At 68.5% G+C, this 21,819-nt stretch carries 16 protein-coding genes and 2 pseudogenes; 8 read left to right on the top strand and 10 right to left on the bottom strand.

Features of this window, described 5'->3' with window-relative positions; all coding sequences use genetic code 11:
• Positions 1-154 precede the first annotated feature (154 nt).
• The 4 genes from ABZ434_RS22640 (at position 155) to ABZ434_RS22625 (ending at position 4,818) form a co-directional block, all read left to right on the top strand.
• Entirely contained in the window at positions 155-1,468 is a 1,314-nt protein-coding gene (locus ABZ434_RS22640; RefSeq protein WP_359139665.1) for an extracellular solute-binding protein, read from the top strand.
• An 11-nt stretch (positions 1,469-1,479) separates the two neighbouring features.
• Positions 1,480-2,472, top strand: a complete 993-nt coding sequence (locus tag ABZ434_RS22635) for a sugar ABC transporter permease (protein ID WP_359139662.1) — start codon at positions 1,480-1,482, stop codon at positions 2,470-2,472.
• Positions 2,473-2,509: 37 nt separating this feature from the next.
• Entirely contained in the window at positions 2,510-3,349 is an 840-nt protein-coding gene (locus ABZ434_RS22630) for a carbohydrate ABC transporter permease (protein ID WP_359139716.1), read from the top strand.
• Positions 3,350-3,417: 68 nt separating this feature from the next.
• Positions 3,418-4,818 (top strand): GH1 family beta-glucosidase, encoded by a 1,401-nt coding sequence (locus ABZ434_RS22625; RefSeq protein ID WP_359139659.1) that lies wholly within the window; start codon positions 3,418-3,420, stop codon positions 4,816-4,818.
• 233 nt (positions 4,819-5,051) lie between these two features.
• Here ABZ434_RS22625 and ABZ434_RS22620 read toward each other — a convergent pair whose 3' ends face one another.
• The 3 genes from ABZ434_RS22620 to ABZ434_RS22610 are packed head-to-tail and all read right to left on the bottom strand — an operon-like array spanning position 5,052 to position 7,488.
• Entirely contained in the window at positions 5,052-5,405 is a 354-nt protein-coding gene (locus tag ABZ434_RS22620) for an STAS domain-containing protein (protein ID WP_359139656.1), read from the bottom strand.
• Entirely contained in the window at positions 5,402-6,685 is a 1,284-nt protein-coding gene (locus tag ABZ434_RS22615; protein WP_359139713.1) for a SpoIIE family protein phosphatase, read from the bottom strand. Before ABZ434_RS22615 ends, ABZ434_RS22620 begins: the two co-directional genes overlap by 4 nt.
• A 2-nt stretch (positions 6,686-6,687) precedes the next feature.
• Complete coding sequence (locus tag ABZ434_RS22610) at positions 6,688-7,488, bottom strand: alpha/beta hydrolase (RefSeq protein WP_359139653.1); 801 nt, start codon at positions 7,486-7,488, stop codon at positions 6,688-6,690.
• 121 nt (positions 7,489-7,609) lie between these two features.
• On the opposite strand from ABZ434_RS22610, the pseudogene ABZ434_RS22605 reads away from it, so the two are divergent.
• Positions 7,610-7,869, top strand: a pseudogene (locus tag ABZ434_RS22605) (hypothetical protein); the annotation flags it as partial.
• A 487-nt stretch (positions 7,870-8,356) separates the two neighbouring features.
• On the opposite strand, the gene ABZ434_RS22600 reads toward ABZ434_RS22605, so the two are convergent.
• The 4 genes from ABZ434_RS22600 to ABZ434_RS22585 form a co-directional block, all read right to left on the bottom strand.
• Positions 8,357-8,482, bottom strand: a complete 126-nt coding sequence (locus tag ABZ434_RS22600) for a hypothetical protein (RefSeq protein WP_359139650.1) — start codon at positions 8,480-8,482, stop codon at positions 8,357-8,359.
• Positions 8,483-8,921: 439 nt separating this feature from the next.
• Positions 8,922-11,081, bottom strand: coding sequence for a cellulose binding domain-containing protein (locus tag ABZ434_RS22595; protein WP_359139647.1), 2,160 nt, complete (start codon positions 11,079-11,081; stop codon positions 8,922-8,924).
• Positions 11,082-11,566: 485 nt separating this feature from the next.
• Positions 11,567-12,103: a hypothetical protein gene (locus ABZ434_RS22590; protein ID WP_359139644.1), complete on the bottom strand. Its 537-nt coding sequence runs from the start codon at positions 12,101-12,103 to the stop codon at positions 11,567-11,569.
• Between the two features lie 188 nt (positions 12,104-12,291).
• Positions 12,292-13,188, bottom strand: coding sequence for an aminoglycoside phosphotransferase family protein (locus ABZ434_RS22585; protein WP_359139641.1), 897 nt, complete (start codon positions 13,186-13,188; stop codon positions 12,292-12,294).
• Positions 13,189-13,987: 799 nt separating this feature from the next.
• Here ABZ434_RS22585 and ABZ434_RS22580 point away from each other — a divergent pair.
• A complete protein-coding gene (locus ABZ434_RS22580; RefSeq protein WP_359139638.1) occupies positions 13,988-15,112 on the top strand; it encodes a hypothetical protein in 1,125 nt (374 codons plus the stop codon).
• 986 nt (positions 15,113-16,098) lie between these two features.
• Here the strand turns inward: ABZ434_RS22580 and ABZ434_RS22575 are convergent.
• Positions 16,099-16,821 carry a winged helix-turn-helix domain-containing protein gene (locus tag ABZ434_RS22575; RefSeq protein ID WP_359139634.1) on the bottom strand — a complete coding sequence of 241 codons (723 nt, stop codon included), beginning with the start codon at positions 16,819-16,821 and terminating at the stop codon, positions 16,099-16,101.
• A 136-nt stretch (positions 16,822-16,957) separates the two neighbouring features.
• On the opposite strand from ABZ434_RS22575, the gene ABZ434_RS22570 reads away from it, so the two are divergent.
• Positions 16,958-17,506, top strand: a complete 549-nt coding sequence (locus ABZ434_RS22570) for a GNAT family N-acetyltransferase (RefSeq protein ID WP_359139631.1) — start codon at positions 16,958-16,960, stop codon at positions 17,504-17,506.
• 117 nt (positions 17,507-17,623) lie between these two features.
• Here the strand turns inward: ABZ434_RS22570 and ABZ434_RS22565 are convergent.
• Positions 17,624-18,252: pseudogene (locus tag ABZ434_RS22565) on the bottom strand (helix-turn-helix domain-containing protein); the annotation flags it as partial.
• Between the two features lie 167 nt (positions 18,253-18,419).
• The gene (locus tag ABZ434_RS22560) at positions 18,420-19,574 is read right to left on the bottom strand and encodes a pentapeptide repeat-containing protein (RefSeq protein WP_359139628.1); all 1,155 of its coding nucleotides are present in this window, start codon (positions 19,572-19,574) and stop codon (positions 18,420-18,422) included.
• 723 nt (positions 19,575-20,297) lie between these two features.
• On the opposite strand from ABZ434_RS22560, the gene ABZ434_RS22555 reads away from it, so the two are divergent.
• Complete coding sequence (locus tag ABZ434_RS22555) at positions 20,298-21,590, top strand: MFS transporter (protein WP_359139710.1); 1,293 nt, start codon at positions 20,298-20,300, stop codon at positions 21,588-21,590.
• Positions 21,591-21,819: the final 229 nt, after the last annotated feature.

Genomic DNA, 21,819 nt, shown 5'->3' with positions numbered 1-21,819 from the left:
GTGTGCAACATACCGCCGCAACGACTCTTGACGCGACCTTCTCCCGAGGTTTAACTCACACCATAAATTAAGCCGAGAGGCTAGGTGGGGGATCGACCGCGGGGCATCGCCCACCCTCCTTGGCTTCCGACTCCCTGAAAGGGACTCCAGGACCATGCGCAAGATCAGAGTCGCAGCCGTTGGCGCTGTCACCCTCTCCCTCGTCCTCACAGCGGCCGCCTGCGGCGGATCCACGGGTGGAGCCGGATCCAACGAGAACCCCAAGACGCTTACGTACTGGGCTTCCAACCAGGGCGCCAGCATCGAGGTCGACAAGAAGGTCCTGCAGCCCGAACTCGACAAGTTCGAGAAGGAGACCGGGATCAAGGTGAAGCTGGAGGTCGTGCCCTGGGCCGACCTGCTCAACCGGATCCTCACCGCGACCACCTCCGGCCAGGGTCCCGACGTCCTCAACATCGGCAACACCTGGAGCGCGTCCCTCCAGTCCAGCGGAGCCCTGCTGCCCTTCGACGCGAAGAACTTCGACTCCGTCGGCGGCAAGAGCCGCTTCGTCGACTCCGCGCTCGGTTCCACCGGCGTCCAGGGACAGGACCCGGCCGCCGTCCCGCTGTACTCGATGGCCTACGCCCTCTACTACAACAAGAAGATGTTCAAGGACGCCGGCATAGCCAAGCCGCCGACGACCTGGGACGAGGTGGCCGCAGCCGGCAAGAAGCTCAGCAAGGACGGCAAGTGGGGCATCGGAGTCGAGGGCTCCAACCTGTCCAACAACATCCACCAGGTGTTCGTCCTCGGCAAGCAGCACAACGCCGACTTCTTCACCGCCGACGGCAAGGCCGACTTCACCTCCGACGGCGCCGTGGCCGCCGTCAAGCAGTACGTCGACCTGATGGCCACCCAGAAGATCGTCGCTCCCGGCAACGCCGAGTACGCCCAGAACCAGTCCCTGAGCGACTTCGCCAAGGACAAGACCGGCATGGTCCTGTGGCAGACCGCCTCTGCCACGTTCAAGAGCCAGGGCATGAACGAGGACGAGTGGGGAGTGGCCCCCGCCCCGGTTCCCTCGGGCACGCCCGGCACGGGTGCGCAGACCAACTCCATGGTCGCCGGCATCAACATGGCCGTCTTCAAGAACACCAAGAACCTCGACGGTTCCCTGAAGTTCGTGAAGTTCATGACCAGCGACAAGGAACAGATCCTCCTCAACAAGGCCTACGGCTCCATCCCGTCGGTCAAGACCGCCCAGCAGGACCCCGCGTTCAACAGCCCCTCCCTGAAGGTCCTGCGCGACACCCTCGCCACCAGCGCCACCGCCCTCCCGCAGGTTCCCGAGGAGTCGCAGTTCGAGACGGTCGTCGGCACCGCGGTCAAGGAGCTGTTCGCCGCAGCCGCGGCCGGCAAGCCCGTCACCACAGAATCCGTCAAGGCCGAGCTCAACAAGGCTCAGCAGCAGATGCCGAAGAAGTAGGCGACAGCACCATGACCCATACCGTCGTCACTCCCACGCAGGAGCCGGCGGTGCGCAAGGCCACACCCGGAGGGGCGCCCGCACCGCGCCGCTCCGGGCGTCGCCGCATCGCACTGCCCTACCTGCTGCTCCTGCCCGCCCTGCTCCTCGAACTCCTCGTCCACCTCATACCGATGCTCATGGGCATCACCATGAGCTTCCGCGAGCTCACGCAGTTCTACATCAGCAACTGGTCCGGGTCCCCCTGGTCCGGACTCGACAACTTCTCCGTCGCGATCGACTTCGACGCCCCCGTCGGCCAGGCACTCCTGAAGTCCTTCCTGACGACATGCGAGTTCACCGTGCTGTCCGTCGGCCTGTGCTGGCTCCTCGGCACAGCCGCCGCGATCTTCCTCCAGGAGAACTTCCGCGGCCGGGGCATCCTCCGCACCCTCTTCCTCGTCCCGTACGCCCTGCCCGTCTACGCCGCCGTCATCACCTGGGCCTTCATGTTCCAGCGCGACAACGGCATCATCAACCACGTCCTCCACGACCAGCTCGGCGTGGGTGACAGCCCTGCCTTCTGGCTCATCGGGGACAACAGCTTCTGGGCCCTGCTCGTCGTCTCCGTGTGGAAGGGCTGGCCCTTCGCCTTCCTCACCGTCATGGCTGCACTGCAGAACATCCCCCGGGACATGTACGAGGCAGCCGCGCTCGACGGGGCCGGCGTGTGGAAGCAGATCAGGCACATCACCCTGCCGTCGCTGCGCTCCGTCAACCAGGTCCTGGTGCTCGTCCTGTTCCTGTGGACGTTCAACGACTTCAACACGCCGTTCGTGCTCTTCGGCAAGGCGGCGCCCGAGGCCGCAGACCTCATCTCGCTCCACATCTACCAGTCGTCCTTCCGGACGTGGAACTTCGGCACCGGCTCGGCCATGTCCGTGCTCCTGCTGCTCTTCCTGCTCGTCGTCACGGGCGTCTACCTCCTGCTCACCAGCCGGGGAAAGAAGGCCACCGATGCCTGAGGCCGCCCACCCGCGCACGACCCGGCAGCGCTCCCCGATGGCTGCGCCCCGCTCCTTCCTGTGGACCCGGCGGATCTTCCTCACCCTGCTCACCACGTTCGTGGTGCTGCCGGTGTACGTGATGGTGTCCAGCTCGGTGAAGCCGCTGGAGGACGTCTCGGGGAAGTTCGAATGGATCCCGTCCCACTTCACCCTGACTCCCTACGCCGACATCTGGGACACGGTCCCGCTCGCCGACTACTTCGTGAACTCGATCATCGTCGCCGGCGCCGCCACCGTCTTCTCAGTGGCCATCGCGATCTTCGCCGCGTACGCGGTCAGCCGCTACGACTTCCGCGGCAAGCGGGCCTTCACGGTCACCGTCCTGTCGACGCAGATGTTCCCCGGCATCCTGTTCCTGCTGCCGCTCTTCCTCATCTACGTCAACATCGGCAACGCCACCGGCATCGCTCTCTTCGGCTCCCGTGAGGGCCTGATCCTCACCTATCTGACCTTCTCGCTGCCCTTCGCCATCTGGATGCTCACCGGGTACTTCGACTCCATCCCGCGCGAGCTGGACGAGGCGGCGAAGGTCGACGGCTGCGGACCGGTCGGTGCGCTGTTCCGTGTCATCATCCCGGCTGCCCGGCCCGGCATCGTTGCCGTCGGGATCTACGCCTTCATGACTGCCTGGGGTGAGGTCCTCTTCGCCTCGGTCATGACCAACGACGAGACCCGCACACTCTCCGTGGGACTCCAGGGCTACGCCACCCTCAACGACGTCTACTGGAACCAGGTGATGGCCGCCTCCCTGGTGGTGAGCGTCCCCGTCGTCGTCGGGTTCCTCCTGCTCCAGCGCTACCTCGTCGCCGGCCTCACGGCGGGCGCGGTCAAGTGACACCCGGCGCGGCCGCCTCACCCCCGGCCCTGCCGATCATCTCCACACTGAATACGAAGAGGCTCCCTGTGTCCGTCCCCCCTTCCGAACCCCTCGACTCCGCCGCGCTCGACCTGGCGGCCTTCCCGCCCTCCTTCGTGTGGGGCACGGCGACCGCCGCCTACCAGATCGAGGGCGCCGTTGCCGAGGACGGCCGGGCCCCGTCCATCTGGGACACCTTCTCCCACGTCCCCGGCGCCGTCGAAAACGGCGACAACGGCGACACGGCCTGCGACCACTACCGCCGCTGGCCCGAGGACCTCGCCCTGATGAAGGAGCTCGGCACCGACGCCTACCGGATGTCGATCGCCTGGCCCCGGATCGTCCCCGGGGGAGACGGGCCCGTCAACGCCGCCGGACTCGACTTCTACGACCGGCTCGTCGACGCCCTTCTCGACGCCGGCATCACACCGTCCGTCACCCTCTACCACTGGGACCTCCCGCAGGCCCTCCAGGACCGGGTCAAGGACAGCCACGGCGGCTGGACCGAACGGGCCACCGCCGAACACCTCGCCGCCTACGCCTCCGTCGCCGCTGAGCGCCTCGGTGACCGGGTCACCCAGTGGGCCACGCTGAACGAACCACTCTGCTCCGGCTGGATCGGCCACCTGGAAGGACGGATGGCCCCCGGCCTCACCGACCTCACCGCCGCCGTCCGCGCCTCGTACCACCTCCTGCTCGGCCACGGCCTCGCCACCCAGGCCATCCGTGCCGCAGCCCCGGGCGCGCAGGTCGGCCTGGTCACCAACCACTCCACCGTCGAAGCCGCCTCCGACCGGCCCGAGGACCTCGCTGCCGCAGTCCGTATGGACGGCCACACCAACCGCTGGTGGCTCGACCCCGTCCACGGGCGCGGCTTTCCCGCCGACATGCGCGAGTTCTACGGCGTCGAACTCCCCGAACGGCCCGGCGACCTGGACATCATGGCCGCCCCCCTCGACTGGCACGGCCTCAACTACTACTTCCCGGTCACGGTCGCGGACGACCCCGACGGCCCCGTCCCGCACGCCCGCGAGGTCCGCCTCCCCGATGTGCCCCGCACCGGCATGGACTGGCAGATCGACGCCGGCGGCCTGGAGGCCCTCCTGCTACGCCTCACCGAGGACTACGGCATACGGAAGCTGTACGTCACCGAGAACGGCTCCGCCTTCCCCGATGCCACCGGCCCCGACGGCTCCGTCCACGACCCCGACCGCACCCGATACCTGGAGCAGCACCTCGCCGCCTGCGCGAGCGCCGTCCGCAAGGGCGCACCGCTCGCCGGCTACTACGCCTGGTCGCTCCTGGACAACTTCGAGTGGGCCTTCGGCTATGACAAGCGCTTCGGCCTCGTCCACGTCGACTACGCCACTCAGAAGCGGACCATGAAGACCAGCGGCCGACGGTACGCGGACATCATCCGTGCCCACCGGCAGGCGGCCACCGCCTGACGGATCCCGAGAAGCGCGACCTGGTGTGCTGCGGCAGTGCCCGTGGCCTTTCCGGCCGGCCTCCGAAGCGAAAGCCCGACCGGATCGAGTCGGGCTTTCGCTCTTCCCGGGCCGACGAACGAAGGCCGAGTTGACGTTGCCGGGTGAGGAGCGGGCGCACTCGGGGAATGGGTGCGGCCGCCGATCCACACCATCTGCTGCCCATCACTCCATCGACCAGCACAGCGCGATGTTCAACCTGCGAGGGAATCGCGGTCCGTGGCCGTGGTGGCGTCCGGGTGAATGGTGAAAACCCGGTCCAGACCGGTGATGCCCAGGATGCGCGCGGTGTTGGCGGGGACCGCAGCCAGAGCTACGTCGCCGCCCTGCTCGAGAGCCAAGCTCCTGGCCGACAACAGAGCACTGATCCCGCTGGAGTCGCAGAATTCCAGGCCGGCGAGATCCAGGACCAGCAGCTGCCCGCCGGCCATGGTCAGCTCCTTCACGGCGCTACGGAGTTCGGGCGCCGTCACGTAGTCGAGGTCACCGGTTATCTCCAGTACGGGACCGGTGGCCGTCTCGAGGGCGGTGATCGTCAGCAGGCTCATGTCGGGTCTTCGCTCGCAGGGGTGGGAAGCGGTGCGGGCACGCCCAGGGCGAGCAGCGCGGTGTCGTCGTCGAGTCCGTCGCCGAACCCGTCGATCAGCCCGGTCAGTGCGCTGATCAGGGCCTGCGGGCCGGCCGCGGGCTGACCGGCGGCGAAGGCGCGCAGGGCGTCCTCTCCGTACAGCTCGCGCTCGGGCCCGGTACGGGCCTCGGTGAGACCGTCGGTGTACAGAAGCATCGTGTCGCCGGGGAACAGGCGGGTGCGGGCGGCAGTGAACTGGACCTTGGGCAGCACGCCGATGAGCATCCCGCCGGGGGTGGGCAGGTACTCGGCGCTGCCGTCCGCGCGCTGGATCAGCGTGGAGGGGTGTCCACCGGAGGCGAGGTGCACTTCGACCTGGCCGGCGCCGGGGTGCAGGGTGCCGAACACGGCGGTGCAGTAGCGGGTGTCGCCGCTCGCGTAGCGATCGTGGAGCACGGTGTTCAGGGTGGTCAGCACGGTGACGGGGTCGGGGTCGTGCAGGGCTGCGGCGCGCAGGGTGTAGCGGGTCAGTGAGGTGACCGCGGCAGCTTGGGGGCCTTTTCCGCACACGTCGCCGAGGAAGAACGCCCACCGGTCGGCGTCGAGCGGGAACAGGTCGTAGAAGTCTCCGCCGAGCTGGACGGGGGAGGCAATGTGGTAGTAGGAGGCCGCCTCCAGGCCCGGGATGACGGGCAGCTGGGAGGGCAGCAGACTCTGCTGCAGGGCCGCCAGGGCTTCTTGGAGCCGGTCACGGTCGGCTTCGGCCTGTCGGCGGGATTCCTCGGCCGCCTGGCGGCTGCGCAGCAGTTCTTTCTCGTAGGCGCGGCGTTCGCGGGCGTCGAAGACCGTGGTGCGGATCAGTATCGGCTGGGCACTCTCGCTGGTCTTCACCTTCGAGGTGACCAGCACCGGCATCCGTTGCCGGCCGGCGGTTTGGATGTCCATGGCGATGCCGCTGACCTCGCCCTGCATCTGCAGCGTCGGGGCGAAGTGCGTCTCGTGGTAGAGCTTGCCACCTACCGTGAGCAGATCGGTGAACCGCATCCGCCCCACCACTTGAGTCCGCTCCAGACCCAGCCACTCGAGCAACGTGGAGTTTATCTTTGCGATGGTGCCGTCCATCAGCGTGGACAAGTACCCGCACGGGGCCTGCTCGTACAGCTCCTCCGTGCTGTCCTCCAGCATGGACGTGAACACCGCGTCCGTGGCGGCCACGTCATTTCCCTCGCCCGGCTCGGATGCCTGGTCGGTGCGGCACATCATTAGGCGGCTCCGACGAAGTCGATGATCGCTCCGGCCGTGGCCTGCGGTGCGCTCAACTGCGGACAGTGCCCTGTCGCCTCCAGGGTGATCAGCCGGCTGCCGGGAATCGCCTCACGGACGTAGGCGCCGACTTCCCGGGGGGCGATCACGTCCTGGCGGCACTCCAGGATCAGCGTCGGCACCGTGACTGTCTTGAGGTCGCCGCGGCTGTCGGACAGGAAGGTGGTGCGGGCGAAGACGCGGGCCATGGCCGGGTCGGTCGCGCAGAACGAGGCGGTCAGTTCCTGGCCGAGTTCGGGCCGGTCGTCGTTGCCCATGATGACCGGGGCCATGGCTGCCGACCAGCCCAGGTAGTTCGATTCCAGCGACTCCAGCAGCTCGTCGATGTCCTCCGCGCTGAACCCGCCCCGGTAATCGTCGTCGTCGATGTAGCAGGGCGAGGGAGCGACCATCACCAGCTGGGAGATGCGCTCCGGCGCCTTTGCCGCCGCGAGCACCCCCACCATCGCGCTGACCGAGTGCCCCACGAACGTCACGTCGCGGAGGTCCAGCTCGTCGCAGACGTCCAGCACATCCCGCGCGTAGCCCTCCAGCGAGCTGTAACGCCGCTCATCCCACGCCGAAGCATCCGCCCGGCCCGAGCCCACGTAGTCGAAGCACACCACCCGGTAGCTCTCCGCGAGCGCCGGAACGACCAGACGCCACATGTTCTGATCGCAGCCGAACCCATGGGCCAGCAGAAGCACCGGCCCGTCCGCACGTCCGGTGACGGTGACGTTGTTCCTGCGACGGATATCCATGTCCGCCAGTCTCCCACCCCCTCGGTTCACCGAAGTCAGGGGCCTGAGTGTCCCGTGTCTCACAGAGCTACGGCTGCTCCGCTCAGCGAGACGGCGCAGTCTCCGGTCCAGTCAGGCGTCGGAGGATGAGACGCTCGGCCCCTGGTTGCTGGAGGACGCGGAGAGACCGGGGCACCTCCTTGGGACAGACAGCCTCGTGCTGACCGGCCTGGACGGCTACGAAGGTCCGCCTGAGGGACACAGGGACGTGTTCGCGTGCATGACGGGCACCGGTGGCTGGGATCCTGCCGGGAATTTGCCCGTGTCCTGCCGCGCAAGCGGCCGGCGCCCCCGCTCGTCCTGCGGGGGCTCGCCCCGGGTGATCAGCTGCGGGTTGCCCTGGCACCGGACGGCGAGCCCTACGACCTGTTCGGTGTGGTCCTCGATCTCCTGGCCGAAGGTGGCATGCACGTCACCCTGGCGTGATCTACGGCGCGTCACCTGGGCATCGACCATGTCGTGACGGTTCCCTACCACTTGTCCGCCGAGTCATCGACGATGTGCAGGTCGAGACGGTTACGGTCGCGTTCGGCACGAATGAGAGATACTCCTCGGCGGGCAGGAGCGCAGGTTGGGCGACCGCGCAGTCACTTGTCGCCGACTGTGCGCACGGACCAATGATCGGCTGGACGGTTCCTGCTCCGGCCGGCCGGGGGTCTTGTTCCTGTACCGGGAAGACGATCTTTTCGTAGGTTGGCGTCGGCAGGAAGTCCCCGCGTCGGACGACCTGAAGGCCCGTGCTGTCGAGGGCGAGGGCCCTTCGGCCGTTTTCGTCGCCGGCCTGCTGCGCTCCTTGACCGGCAGGCTCAGGGCGACCGCCACTTGATGGTCAGCGGAGTCGGCGGGCGGTTCCGTCCTCCTCCAGCGCCTTCGCCACCTGCTGTACGCCCATCTCATGTCCGTTCAGCGCGGCGTAGGCGCGCAGTCCCTCGATCCGGCCGTGCCGCGCCAACATGGCACAGGTGGTGGATCGCGTCCCGTGGGGTCCAGCGCGGTCCAGGTGCGATGCATAGGGCCAGGTCAGCTCACCGTGGCCCAGGCGCGTTTACGCAGTTGGTGAGACGCGTGTGAGAGAAACATCCCCGCTGGCTGGTGCCCGCGGGGGGTCACCGCGAGCGGGGGGCGTGCTGGAATGCCACCTCGCTCCGTCCCGCCACGCAGTCGCGACGAGGCGGAGAAATCGACTGCTCTAGGTCCCGGGGCTGAGTGACCGGTGGCGCGCTGGGAGGCTGGTGGGCCGTGTCACCCGAGAATGGGCGCACGACTCCTTCCGTCGAACTGGGAGAACAGCACCGGCGGGCTCGACGCCCGCCTCCTCCGGGGTGCGGGCGACGATCCTCATGCGCGCCTGCGGCCTGGCCCGCCCTCCGGTGGGCCGGGCCGCAGGCGGTGGGTCAGGAGGTGCGGCAGATTGTTCCGTTGAGGGTGAACGCCGTCGGGGCGGGGTTGGCGCCGTCGTTGGCTCCGACGAAGCCGAAGGTGGCGGTGGAGCCGCCGCGCGGGGCCAGTTCGGCGTTGGCGCCGTTGTCGGTCACATGGACGCGCGTGCCCGACCCGGTGACGTTCGCGTTCCAGGAGCTCTGCACGGACTGGCCGGTGGACGGCCAGGCGAACTCCAGGGTCCAGCCGTTGATCGGGGCGTTCCCGACGTTGGAGATGGTGACGGTGGCGACGAATCCATTGCCCCAGCCGCTGTCGACCCGGTAGTTGACCAGGCAGCTGCTGTCGCGCGGAGCCGTGGTGGCGAACGTCAGCGGCTCGGACGGGCGCGAGAGGCGGCCGTCGGCGTCCCGGGCGAGGATGTTGACCGTGTGCTCGGATCCCGGCGGCAGGTTGTGCAGCGTCGCCGAGGTGGAGGTCGAGGTGGCGAGCAGCTGGGCGTTGGCGCCCAGGCGTTCGTACACCTCGTAGCGCACCGCCTCGCCGTTCGCGGGGGCGGCCCAGCTGACCGTGGCGGTCGAGCTGTCCACCGCGGTGGTCTTCGGTGCGCCGGGCGCGCCGACCGAGGCCGCGGCGGCATGTGGGGCGACGGTGATCGTGGTGATCGAGTACGGCGGCAGCACCTGGTCGCCCCCGGCGGTGGCGGCCACCCGGGTGACGTCGGTGTCGCCGCGGCCGTACCGGTGCACGACCGGTGCCTGGGTGGTCGGCGTGTATCCGGCGTAACTAATGTCTGCAGTGCGGGAGTTCAGCGGGTCTTTGTTGATCAGCATCACGCTCAGCGTGCCGTCGGCCCGGTGCACGGCGTGCGCGGATACCTGGTCGCTGTCGGTGGAGGATGCGACCATCGTGTCGCCGGGACGGCCGAGCTGGGTCAGCGACTTGAGGCCGTAGTACGGATGGAACGGCGTATTCACGGCCGGCTGGCAGACGTCGCCGACGCAGCCGCCGCTGGAGAGCAGGCCGAAGTCGTTGAAGTCGGTGTCGCCGTCCACCGTCTCCACCTTGTCGGGCCCGTTGTGGACGTTCCACCAGTCGACGTTGAAGACGCCGTTCTCCAGCGCCGTCATGTAGGTGTCTGCGGCGAACAGGCCGTTGGGGCGGCTGTTCATCTGGACGTTGGAGTTGACCTCGGTGAGCGCGATGCCGATCCTCGACGAGCGTTCCCCGGCGTACCGGTCGATCTGCCTGCGGACCTCGCGGAGTTGTCCGGGCAGCCGGGCGGTCCGGTCCAGGGCGTCGTCGGCGGTGGCACCGCCCGGGTAGGAGTGCACGATGGCGAAGTCGATCGTCCCGGCGACCGCGGACAGCACGGTGTGGTTCCAGTCGGCCGAGTCGCCCGGGCCGGTGATGCCGTCCGGCCAGTCGCCCGGCGTGGTCAGCACGGCGCCGATCTTGATTGTCGGGTCGACGGCCTTCATCGCCTCGGCGTAGGAGAGGACGTTGCGGGCGTACTCGCGCGGGCTCTTGTCCGCGTGGTCGTCGGCCTCCCAGCCGCTGCCGTAGTGGCCGTTGCCGTAGATCTCGTTGCCGATCTCCCAGTACTTTGCCCCGTAGCCGCGGGTGACGTTGGCGTACCGGACCCAGTCGGCGGCCTCCTGTGGGGTGGCGGTGCCGTAGTTGGCGATGATCATCGACTGGGAGCCGGAGGCGCGGACGCTGCCCATGAACTCGTCGAAGGTGGTGCCGGGTGCCACGTATCCGCCTGGGGCGGTGTGGTCCTTCCAGTGGTAGATGTCGCCGTAGGAGCCGCCCGGGTAGCGCATCATGCCGACACCCGCCTCGCCCAGCAGGCCGGTCACCTCGGGGTCGTTCATGTGCGAGTCCCAGAGCGCGTGGTTGACCCCGAACGCCGCCTTGTCGATGGTGCCGAGCCCCACCCCCGCGTTGACGGAGACCGCGACGGCCGACGCCTCGTCGGCGGCCGTCGCAGTGGCGGCCGGATCCGGGGTGGCCCGGCCGGTCGCGGCGGGTGCCGGGGGAGCGGCGGCGAGGGCGACGACCGTGGCCAGGGCGCAGACGAGCGCGGCGGCGGGGCGTCTGCCTGCGGTTCTTCCGACTCTGCGGGGCGGCCGGCCCAACCGGCCGGCGGCGGGGAGGTGTGCGAGCGGCATGACGTGTCCTCCTAGGGCGCGCGCCGCGTCGGTCGGCAGGACGCCTGGTGTGAGTGGTCGGTGGGATGCCTTGCATACGGCGCCTGTGGGAGCGGCGCCTGTGGGAGCGCTCCCACGATGATGCGGGGGAGGCATGACCGCGTCAATGGTGCGGACGAGGGTGACCGGAGATCGGACCGTGGGCGGTGAGTTCGGGATCGACGCCGACCGCTGGACCCCGCCGCACGCCAGCGCGGAGGGATGAGTGGAGGATCTGCCCTTGGCTCACGGTTTGCATCCGGCCGCGGCGCTCGGCGGCCGGGAACACCTGGGCCGCGCGCGCAGAGGGGCTTCGGCCAGGTCCGTCATACTGCCGGGCTCATTCGGGTCGGGCGCCTGGACCGCGGCCCGCTGCCCCTGTGACCGGGACCGTCAGAGGAGAGTGCATGCGGCACCGGCCCGCCCGTGGCCCTGAGAATTCCGCATGTCCGTATGAGTAGGGGCTCTCATGGCAGGTGCTTGCGTACGTCGATCCATGAGCTGAGCCGGTCCTTCGTCGGTCCTGACGGGATGAGGTGCACCAGTTGGTCCACGTGAGCCGTCATGTTCTTGTGTTGCCGCAGTTCGTTGATCCGTTCGGCCGGTAGGCCGTGCCAGCCGGTGGACAGCGAGCGGGCCCGGCCGGGGGCGAGGGTGAGAACTGCCAGCGTGTCGGCGGCCAGCGCTTCGGGGTCCCAGTCCGGGTCGGTGCCGGGGCCGACGTGCTGGATGATCCAGGTGCGGAGGGCGAAGTTCTGGCTGCTTTTCCGGGCATCGTTCCAGGACGTGCCGCCGGGAAGCCGCTTGTTGGCCTTCAACGACAGTTTGGCCCAGCGCAACGGAGCGCTGTCCGGATCACCGCACCCGTAGGCGCGGGACTGGGCGATGACTCTGATGCGTTCCAGCTCGCGGCCGTCCTGGGCAGTCGCAAGGGCTTCTTCGAGGCGAGCGACTGGCCAGGTGCTGAGATCACGGACCGTATGGTCGTGGTAGGTGTCGTTCATACGCCCTCGTTCCGGACGGCAGGAAGTCCGAGGCTGACGATATCCGGAGCAGGAACTTCCGGTCGGCGCAGATCACGACAGACGGCCGAACCTTTCACCTTGGTCAGTTCCCCGGCCGGGTCTCGCCCGCCACCGCGACCCGGCTGACCACGCAGTGGCAGATCGAGAACCGGTTCGAGAAGCGTGCGTCAAACGCCCTTCAGAACCCGATCAAGTGCCGCCCGGCCTGCAGGTCCCCAGTGCGGCTTGCCGCCGGGAAGGCCCCGATCGCCGTTCTGTCCCATGAGCATCAGGAACAGGCTCTTCATAGCAGCCAGCCCGCGGGCGCGCCGGATCGCCGTCTCGTCTGCATGCGCGTACATGTCGAAGAACCGTGAGGCTGTGCCCGCGGGCAGCAGCACCCATGCGGCGGCGAGGTCCCACGCTGGATCGCCGGCGAACATGTCGCCGAAGTCGACGATGCCCGAGAGTGTTCCGTCCGAGACAACGACGTTCGCGGGATGGAGGTCGCCGTGCACCCACACCCGCGGGCCTTTCCACGCTTGGGCCGCAACGGCGTCGTCCCAGACGGCCCGGACATCGGCAGCGATGTCGTCGGGGGCAACAGCCTGGAAGAGGTTCTCGAAGCCCTCCGTGCAGTTCTTGGGATGGCCACCGCGGTCCGTGGCGATCGGCGCCTCGGCGGGCGCCTCCACATGGAGTGCCCGGAGGAAGCCCGCCAGCGTGTCGGCCGCGTGGTCACCGCGGCTGATCGAACCGTGGTCCAGCGGCTCGCCGGGAACCCACGTCATCACGGTCCAGTGCTTGGGGAAGCGCTCGGACGGTTCGCCGGACCGCACTGGGGTCGGCACCGGGAGCGGCAGGCGTGGGGCCAGCACGGGGAGCCACCGCCGTTCCTTGAGCTGGAGCTCCGGGGTGGGGTCCATGCGCTGCATGCGCACGGCCAACTCGTCCCCGAGGCGCCACATGTGGTTGCCCCAGCCGCCCGCCACCTCGCGAATGGTCAGCCCGGCAAGGTCCGGATGTTGCTCCTGCAGCAGGTCGCGGACCAGGTCTGGGGTGAGCTCGATCTCGGTGTCGGTCATGCGAAGTCACAGTACTGAGGCGGCAGACGGAGCGGGCTTTCGCTCTCCGGAACATCTCGCTGTGATCCGTCGGGCATCACCAATTCGATGCCATGTCTCAAGCTGCCCTTCGCCGCCTGGTTGCCACGGACGATCGAGGTTGCAGTCATCCCCGCCGAACGCGGACTTGAGCACGCCGGCCGCTGCTCGACCTCCCGCAGGCTCTCGCCCCAGACACAGAAGGCGCGGGTCCTTTCACCGGGCTGCGCCCGCACTCCTTCGGTAAGGCGGTGACCGCACTGCGGCGCGAGGGTGTCGATGTAGGGAGCCAAGGGCGCCTCGGCGGCTGCAGTTGGAAGCCTGCATACTGCGCTGGCGGGTGGGCTCGTCGCGGTCGAATTCCCAGACAGCCGGCAGTCGGGCCGTGGCCCAGTCGTGGATTCGTGGCCTTCGGCGCCGTCGCTTCAGGAGAGCTGCTGCCCTGCCTCGTCGGGGGCTGGTCGATGGGATGGTCGATGCGGGGGCCGTGGACCTGCTGGGACTTCGGCACGGCCATGACGTGGGACAGTCCTGCGTCTTCGAGGAAGCGTCCACGACATACGCCGAAGTTGGGCCGGAGCATGGGGTATGCGCTGCGCAGCGGCTTGCTGGGTGTGACCAGACTTGTTGGCATGCGACTTCCTCATCGGCAAGACGATGGTGCGGTTGCAGGGTTGAGCGTCCGCTTCGTTCCCGGCGCACTTCGCTACGTGCTGTATCCGGGCGCTGACCCGAACGAAATCTCCGGGGCGCGCATGGACGGGGTCACAGGGGGGCATTCGTGGCCCGTACTTACCGCTGCTCTCGCGCCTCGATGAGGCGCCTGGACGACAAGGACGACTACCTGATGAGAAGACCCCGCTTCAGAGCCGTGCTGGGCGTCCTGGCCTTGATCCTGTTACCCCTGCTCGGGTCGGCTACAAGCGCCTCGGCCAGGACGACCGCCGAGCCCTCCGGCACTGTGCTGCCGATCTCGTGGCACGCGGACATGGCCGTGGACGCCGTGCACCACAGGCTCTACATTGCCGACATTGTGACGAGTTCGGTGCTCGTGACCGACTTCGACGGCAAGCTCATAAGGACCCTCAAGAACAAGCCCGGTGCGGCGGACCTCGTACTGTCCGCCGACTCGCGCACGTTGTACGTCGCGCTGAGCGGCGGTGATGCGATAGCCGCCCTCGACACCGCCACCTACCAGGAGAGGGCCCGGTACTCGACAGGGGCGGGCACCGCACCGTCGCGGCTGGCTCTGGTGGGCAAGACCCTCTGGTTCAGCTACGGTTCCGGCTTCGACAGCAGTATCGGCGCTCTCGCCCTGAGCGGCACAAAGCCGACGGTGCGGCTCGGGCTGGTGCCGTGGGGTACGTGGGGCGGGCCTCCGATGCTGCTGTCCTCGCCGTCCGTGCCCGGCATCGTCATCGCTGGTGAGCAGTACAATTCCTCGGGCACCGTGACGGTTTATGACGTGACCTCGGGCAAGCTCGTCGTGCGCACGACGCAGGACAACCCTGGCGAGATCAGCTTCGTAGGGGACCTGGCCCTGTCCCCGGACGGTGCCACGCTGTTCATCGTCGGCGGCTACCCGTACAAGCACCTGGCCTTCCGGCTCAGCGACCTCTCTGTCGCGCACGCCTACCCCACGACGACCTACCCGGATGCCGCCGCGGTGTCTGCCACGGGCGAGATCGCCGCGGGCATCGACAACTCCTACGGTCAGGACATCTACCTCTTCCGGCCCGGCGCCGAGAAGCCGTCCCGGGTCATCGATCTGGAGCCGGGCTCCGCCCGGGGCCTGCGGCCGCACGGGCTGATCTGGTCCCCGGATGGCACCAGACTGTTTGCGCTGATCGGCGACGAGGGTCGGTCGCCCCTGGCTCTGCACGTAATTGCGGCTCAGGGCGCATAACAGGGCCCACGGCAGGGTGGCCCGGATCGGAGCATCGATCCGGGCCACCGCGGGTTCGCGATTCAGACACACGTGAGGCTGTGCGGAGCATCGCGCTGGAAGCGGGCACGGCACTCTGCCGCCACGGCCGCGCGGCGTGGGCGACGGGACGGATCTGGTGCTGGAGATCGCTGCCGATGAGGACACGGCTCACACGCGGACCAAGGACGAAGCCGGCGGTTGCCTGCTGACCGAGCACTGCCCGCCCTACATCGCCCCGCTTAACCGGGGCGGTGCAGGAGCGGGCTGACTGAGCAAGTCCCCTTCGATATCGCCCGGGTCATCAAGAAGGGCTGCCCTGCCGAGGTGGGTCAGGCCGGAGTGCCGCCACCTATGCAGCTCCCAGCCCGTGCCCGGCCCACCACCGACGGCGGTGTGCTCGTCCAGCAGCATCCGGGCCTGCCCGTACGAAGGACGCGCGAGCCCGGTGTACCGGACAGGTATCGCGCGGGCTGACGACCTTGCAGGGCCGGGCTTGCGATGAGTGACGAACACTGGCCCGCGGGTACGCGCCTCGAGTAGGTGAGGCAACAACCGGGCGGCGCCAGCGTCCCAGCAGACCGTCTCCAGGGCGAAGTCTTCCCGGGCTGAGCCGCGGCGACGCGTACGAGGCCGGGCGCCCTTGCCCTTCACCGGGGCCCGGCGTCCGGCAAGGTCCAACTCCTCCATGTTGACGCCCAGGATCTCCTAAGCGCTGGCAGGGGTCTCGTGAAGCATGCGCCACGCGTCTTCTTCCGCAGGTGCACCTCCCGCCGCGCGATCAGCCGGTCGATCGCCATTTTCGAGCGGGCCCACGTCTGCACCGCAGCAGAAGGTCGGCTATGGCTTCGGCCCGGCTTCTCGCCATGAGTTCGGTGCGGAAGGGACGTCGGCGCCACTCTGGCGGCAGGGCCCCGGAGAGAATCCCGGTCGCCCGACTTGGTCACGGGCGTGGGTGAGGCCCGGGATCAGAGTTCGTCGGGTGGCAGGCCGAGCTGGTCGTGCCATGCGCGGCGGCCGGTGGGCGTGACGAGGAGGGCGCGGGTCGTGCCGACGCGTGTCATCCATCCGGTGGCGAGTGCGTGGGCGCACAGGGCGGCGCCCACGGCGCCGGCCAGGTGGGGACGGCGCTCGGTCCAGTCGAGGCAGGCGCGTACCGGGGGTCGGCGTGAGCCGGTGGGCACCGTGATACCGGCCTCGGCGAGCCAGCGAGTGCCCTTTTCGGTGAGGCTCGGCTCGGGACCCCACTCCAGCAGTGCGCGCTCGACCATTGCGTCGGTGATCGCCAGCGCGAGGCTTCCGGCCAGGTGGTCGTAGCACAGTCGCGCACGGGACAGTGCCTGCTGCCGACCGGAGGCGGCCAGCGAACGCGGTCGGGCGCTGCGCTGGGGAGCCAGCGCGGCGAGGCTCTCGATCAGCTCGATCACCCTGCGGTCGGCCACCCGTACGTAGCGGTGGCGTCCGTGCCGCTCCTCGATGAGGAGACCGCCGTTCACGAGCTGGTTCAGGTGCGAGGTCGCGGTGGACGGTGCGATGCCGGCGTACCGTGCGAGCTCGTTCGCCGTCCACGCCCGGCCGTCGAGCAAGGCCAGGCAGAACGCGGCCCGGGTGCCGTCGGCCAGCAGCCTGGCCACGCCTGCCAGGTCCACCCCCACATCCTGACCCGCGCGCTGCATGTCCACGATGCCCATTGTCGCCGATATCCCTTCGACGTCCGTCGAAGCGTTCCCGTCCTAGCGTCGGTACCCCCCGTGCAGGGCTCACCGGCCCCGGCACCCGCATCCGCCCGCGAGGCCGAGCCTCCTGCGCTCACACACTGGAGCAACCATGACCGCGTCTGACGCGACCGTCGCCACCTCCCACCATCCCGAGCCCCCGAGGAACCTTGCGGTCACCGACGCTCCCGCCCCGGCGGACATCGCGGTGATCTCGGACGCTCTGGACCGCTTCAACACCGAGCACACCGCAATCGCGGACCGTAGAGCGCTCGCCGTCCTGGTCCGTGATCCCGCCACGCGCCAGGTGGTCGGCGGGCTGACCGGGCGGACCTCGCTCGGGCTGTTCTTCCTCGACCTCTTCTACCTACCGCCGCAGCTACGCGGCGGCGGGCTGGGAACACAGATCCTTGCGCAGGCCGAAAACGAGGCGCACGCCCGTGGCTGCCGCAGGGCCGTGCTCTACACGATCACCTTCCAGGCCCCCGCCTTCTACGAGAAACACGGATGGACGCGTCTGGGAGAGGTGCCCTGCGACCCGACAGGCACCAGCCGCGTCTTCATGACCAAAGAACTCGCCGCTCCGACCGGCGCGCGGCGGCACCGTGACGGCCATGTCGGGCAGACCGCGGCTGCGGTCTGCCCGGCGCAAGTCCGATGAGAGCCAGGCCGGTCCGGCGTAGGTCGCACCGGGCGGCAGGAGCTCTTCAATGAGATCAGAAGGCGGTGGCGCCTTCCAGTGTCCACCAGGTGGCGTTGTAGTTGTCGACCTTGCGCAGGGGTGCCGCTCGGGATGACCGGCGGGAGCCCAACCGGTTCCTCCGGTGGGCCGGATGCCGAGCGGGCCGAACTCGTCGAACGCGAACACCCGGTCCGGGAAGCGACCCAGGACCTCTTCGATCCGGTCGAGCTTGGCGTCGCGCGCAGGGTCGAGCGACTCCTTCCACGTCTTGGTCCGCTGGAAGGTGACGCCGCGGCGGGCGAGTAGACGCCGTAACGCCTCGCGGCCGATCCGGATCACACGACCGTGGACCCGGTGCAGGTAGATCACGAGCCTGCGCAGGGACCAGCGGGTGAACGGCTGGCCCAGTTTGGTCGGGCGGGTGGTGGCCGTCTGGACGACGAAGTCCTCGTCGTCAGGACTGAGCAGGCGGGGACGGCCTCCCGCCCACCGAGGGTCCAGGCAGACCAGGCCGATTTCGTTGAACCGGTGGATGACATCGCGGACGGTGTCCTCGTCAGCCTGCGCCAGTTGCGCGATCACCGGGACCCGGTTCCGCCGGCCGAAGCCAGCAGCATCATCGCGCGCCGGAACCGCACCGAACTGGTGCTGCCCCGGCGCACGATCTGATGCAGATTCTGCCCCTCCTGGCCGGTCAGTCTGCGTACCCGCACAGGCTCGACCACCACACCCCAAACGGTCGGACGAACGTCACCGCACATCCAATCGCCCCGACCACGAACCCGGCGAACCAATGCGGTCAGAGCACCAGCGCTCCGATGCGGATCTCGATGCGTGAGCGGCATTGGCCGCCGGGCGTTGAGCCAATGCTTGGCCGGGGCAAGGAGTGCGGCTAGCCCTGGCCGGAGCTTGCAAGATCAGTCCCGGTCGCGGAGGGTGGTAGTCCGCGAACCCCTTTGGTCCTTACTCCGGTGAGCTTGGCTCCCGTCAGCTGTGCCCCTCGCAGGTCGGCCCTGGTGAGGTCGGCTCCCGTGAGGTTTACACCGCGTAGGTCCGCATTTGTCAGGTCGGCTCCCGTCAGGTTGGCGTTCGTCAGGTTCGCGCTTTCCGTGACGGCGCCAGAAGTAATCTTCCCTTGCAGTGACCCGTCAGCCGCGCTGAGCTTTGCGCCATGCAGGTGCGCCCCAATCAGGGTGGCGCCCGTCATGTTGGCGTCAACCAGGATTGCCCCGGTCAGGTTTGTCCCAGCAAGGCTTGCACCTGTGAGATCCGTGTCCCAGAGCACCGCGTGGGTGAGATTGGACGGTTCGTTGGGAACGGGCGCGTTGGGCGCACCCAGCACCGTCTCGTGCAACTTCGCACTGCTGAGGTCTGCGCCGGTCAGATCTGTCTCAAGGAGCACTGCACCGGTCAGGTCTGCTCCGGCTAGCTGGGCATTGGTCAGATCTGTGCGCAGGAGTGTCGCCCCGCTGAAGTTGGCCTCGCTGGCGAATGCACTGTGCAGGTCTACTCCCGCAAGGACGGCATGTCGCAGGTCTGCACCCTCCATGACCGCGTAGCTGAACGAGGAGCGCGTACTGGGACGTTTACCGCCCTCAGGAATCTTCGCGATGACTCTGAGACCCCAGGTGGACAGCGTTAGGCCTCGAAGGTCTGTTCGGCTCCAATCGAGCTGCGCGCCTCCGTCGTGGCCCGGTGGGCGGCGGGCCAGCACGTTCATCACGGCCGCCTCGTCCGTGGACGGGCGGTGTCTGAGTGTCTGCTCGATGTCCTTGGGCTCCTCTGCGAAGCCACTTGCCGGAACAGGGGCGTGACGTCGCACATATGCCGACAAGACCGAGATGATCCTGGGCTGATCGCGAGGGGAGTCCTGCATGATGCGCTCCAGAGCGTAAATCCCCCCGAAGCGCACGTCCATTGACTGCGACCCAAGGTTGGTGATCGCGTCGTTGAACCGGCTGGTGAGCTGCCCCTGTTCGGCGACCCGCACTTCCCGCCAAGTGAACAGGAGCGCGACCACCGCGGCCAAGCCGGGCAGGGTGGCCACCGTGAGCGCCAACCATTGAGTCCGGCCTGGCCCGCTCGCATGGTGCGCACCCGCACCGTGGCGGCGCCGTTGTCTGGCCGACCGTCTATGCGCGATCCGACTCAGCCGGCCGCCTCGCGTATGGCTCCTCACCCTGCCCATGGCAATCGACAGACGCCGAGACGAGATGACACCACGCTGGGCAGGACGCCCGATCGACGCAGTGAAATCTTCCAGACGCCCACTGATCGGGTGACAACAGCCGCAGCGCGCCAATACCGGGGAGGAGTCACTTCGTTTCAGGATGCCCCTCCGAGGTGAATACCACCGACCCCCGCCTCTGCGCGGCCATCGTCGACAGACTCACCTTCAACGGCACCATCCTCGAGACCGGCACCGACTCCTACCGCCTCGCCAGCACCCGACGCACGAGCCGAGGAACCCGCCAATGCAGGTTGCGTCCGGCGGCGGTGAGAACGGCCTTAACGTGTAGTTGAGAACGCAGAGGGGCAGCCAGCTCGAACAAACAGGTGGCATGAAGCCGTGCGCTCCGTCTACCTTGCGCCCGTGACTGGTGATCCGAAGCGCGTGCCAAGTAGCTTGCCCGCAATTTCTACGGAACCGACCGTGCCAGTCTCCGACGATTCGGCAACGGCAGCCGATCGTCTACCGGCGCATCCCGGGCCCGCGGATGGATTGTTCTCCAGGCGGTACGCCGCCGCCACCTCCAGTTTCGCCGCGGTGATGTTCCTGACCGGGTTTGCCGCGCTGGCCGTGGTCCCCACATTGCCGACGGCAGCGCGAGACCTGAACGGGGTGTCGCTCTTCCCCCTGGTGGCGGGATGCTTCGTAGCTGCGGGTCTGCTCGGTGGGGTATTGGGCGGTCATTGGGCAGACCGCGCAGGGGCGCTACGTCCGCTCTCTGCGGGCGTGGTACTGGCAGTGGCCACCCTGCTGGTCTCGGGCGCCAGTACGTCGATCTGGCAGCTGGCGGCCGGGCGCTTCCTGGACGGGCTGGCGGGCGGGATGGTCGCGGTTTCGATCAACGCCGCCATCGGCCGGGCCTACCCCGAGCATCTGCGGCCACGCGTACTGGCGTTGATGAGTGCCTGCTGGATCGTCCCCTCGCTGGTCGGCCCTCCGCTGGCGGGCCTAGTGGTCGGGTGGTGGTCCTGGCGGGCGGTGTTCTTCGGTCTGGCCGCTCTCACCGTGCTGCCCGCCCTGGTGGTGGTGGCGGTGCTGCGCAGCGCTTCCTGGGGGGCCGCGCCCGCACCGTCGGGAGGCAGGCTGCCTCGCCCCGCTCTGATGGTCGCGACAGCCGTGAGCCTAGGTGCGGCATTGGGGCAATACGGCGTCTCGGGCTGGGACATGCGCCACCTGCTCTTCGCAGCGGTCGGGTTTGCCCTGCTGGTGGTGTTCGCATCAAGATTGCTGCCGCCGGGTACCTGGCGTGCCGCGCGCGGCCTGCCGGTCACGGTGCTGCTGTGCGGCCTGGGATCAGGCGTGTTCTTCACGCTGGAGGCCTACGTACCCCTGCTGCTGATCACCGACCGGGGTGCGTCTCCCGTATTGGTCGGCATGGCCTTCACGGGAGCTGCCTTGGCCTGGGCCGGCTCCTCCTGGGTGCAGGGCCGTCTACTGGAGGACTGCCCCCGCCACCGATTGGTCGTGGCGGGCGCACTGGTGCAGGCAGCGGCAGTCGCGCTCGCGGTTGCCGGGACACTTCCCGCGACGCCCGCGTATACCGCCGCAACGGCGATGGTCGTCGCGGCCGTCGGCATGGGCATGTACGCCCCGTCCCTCACCGTGCTGTCACTCACCCATAGCCCGCCCGGTCGGCAGGGCTACGCCAGCAGCGCGATGCAGACCACCCAGAACCTGGGCCAGATAACAGTGCTGGGTCTCTCCTCCGCCCTGCTCAACGCCTGCCTCGGCGCCGGCTCGACCGACGCCGTCGGCTACAGCGCCGCATTCGGAATGCTGCTCGCACCGTGCACCCTGGCAGCCCTCCTCGCCACCCGCGCACGCAGCATCTGAGTCGCAACCTTCCCAACAAGCCGTCATTTGGCGGTTCTCACACAAGCCTTGGGGAGTCATCGCGGAGCGTTGCCTCGCTGTCCGATTGTGAGGGAACTGTTCGCGTGAGACCGCGTACGCCTGCGGGCCGGAAGGCGACTGGGACCAGCACATCACCGACATCGAGAACCGCACCGTTCCTGTCCCGGAAGACGTCACCGCTCTTCTCGTACAGCTCCGCACCCGCCTG

Origin of the sequence: Streptomyces sp. NPDC005761 (assembly GCF_040630635.1) — a bacterium.
GTDB lineage: Bacteria > Actinomycetota > Actinomycetes > Streptomycetales > Streptomycetaceae > Streptomyces.
This window is presented reverse-complemented; position numbering and strand designations above follow the sequence as displayed.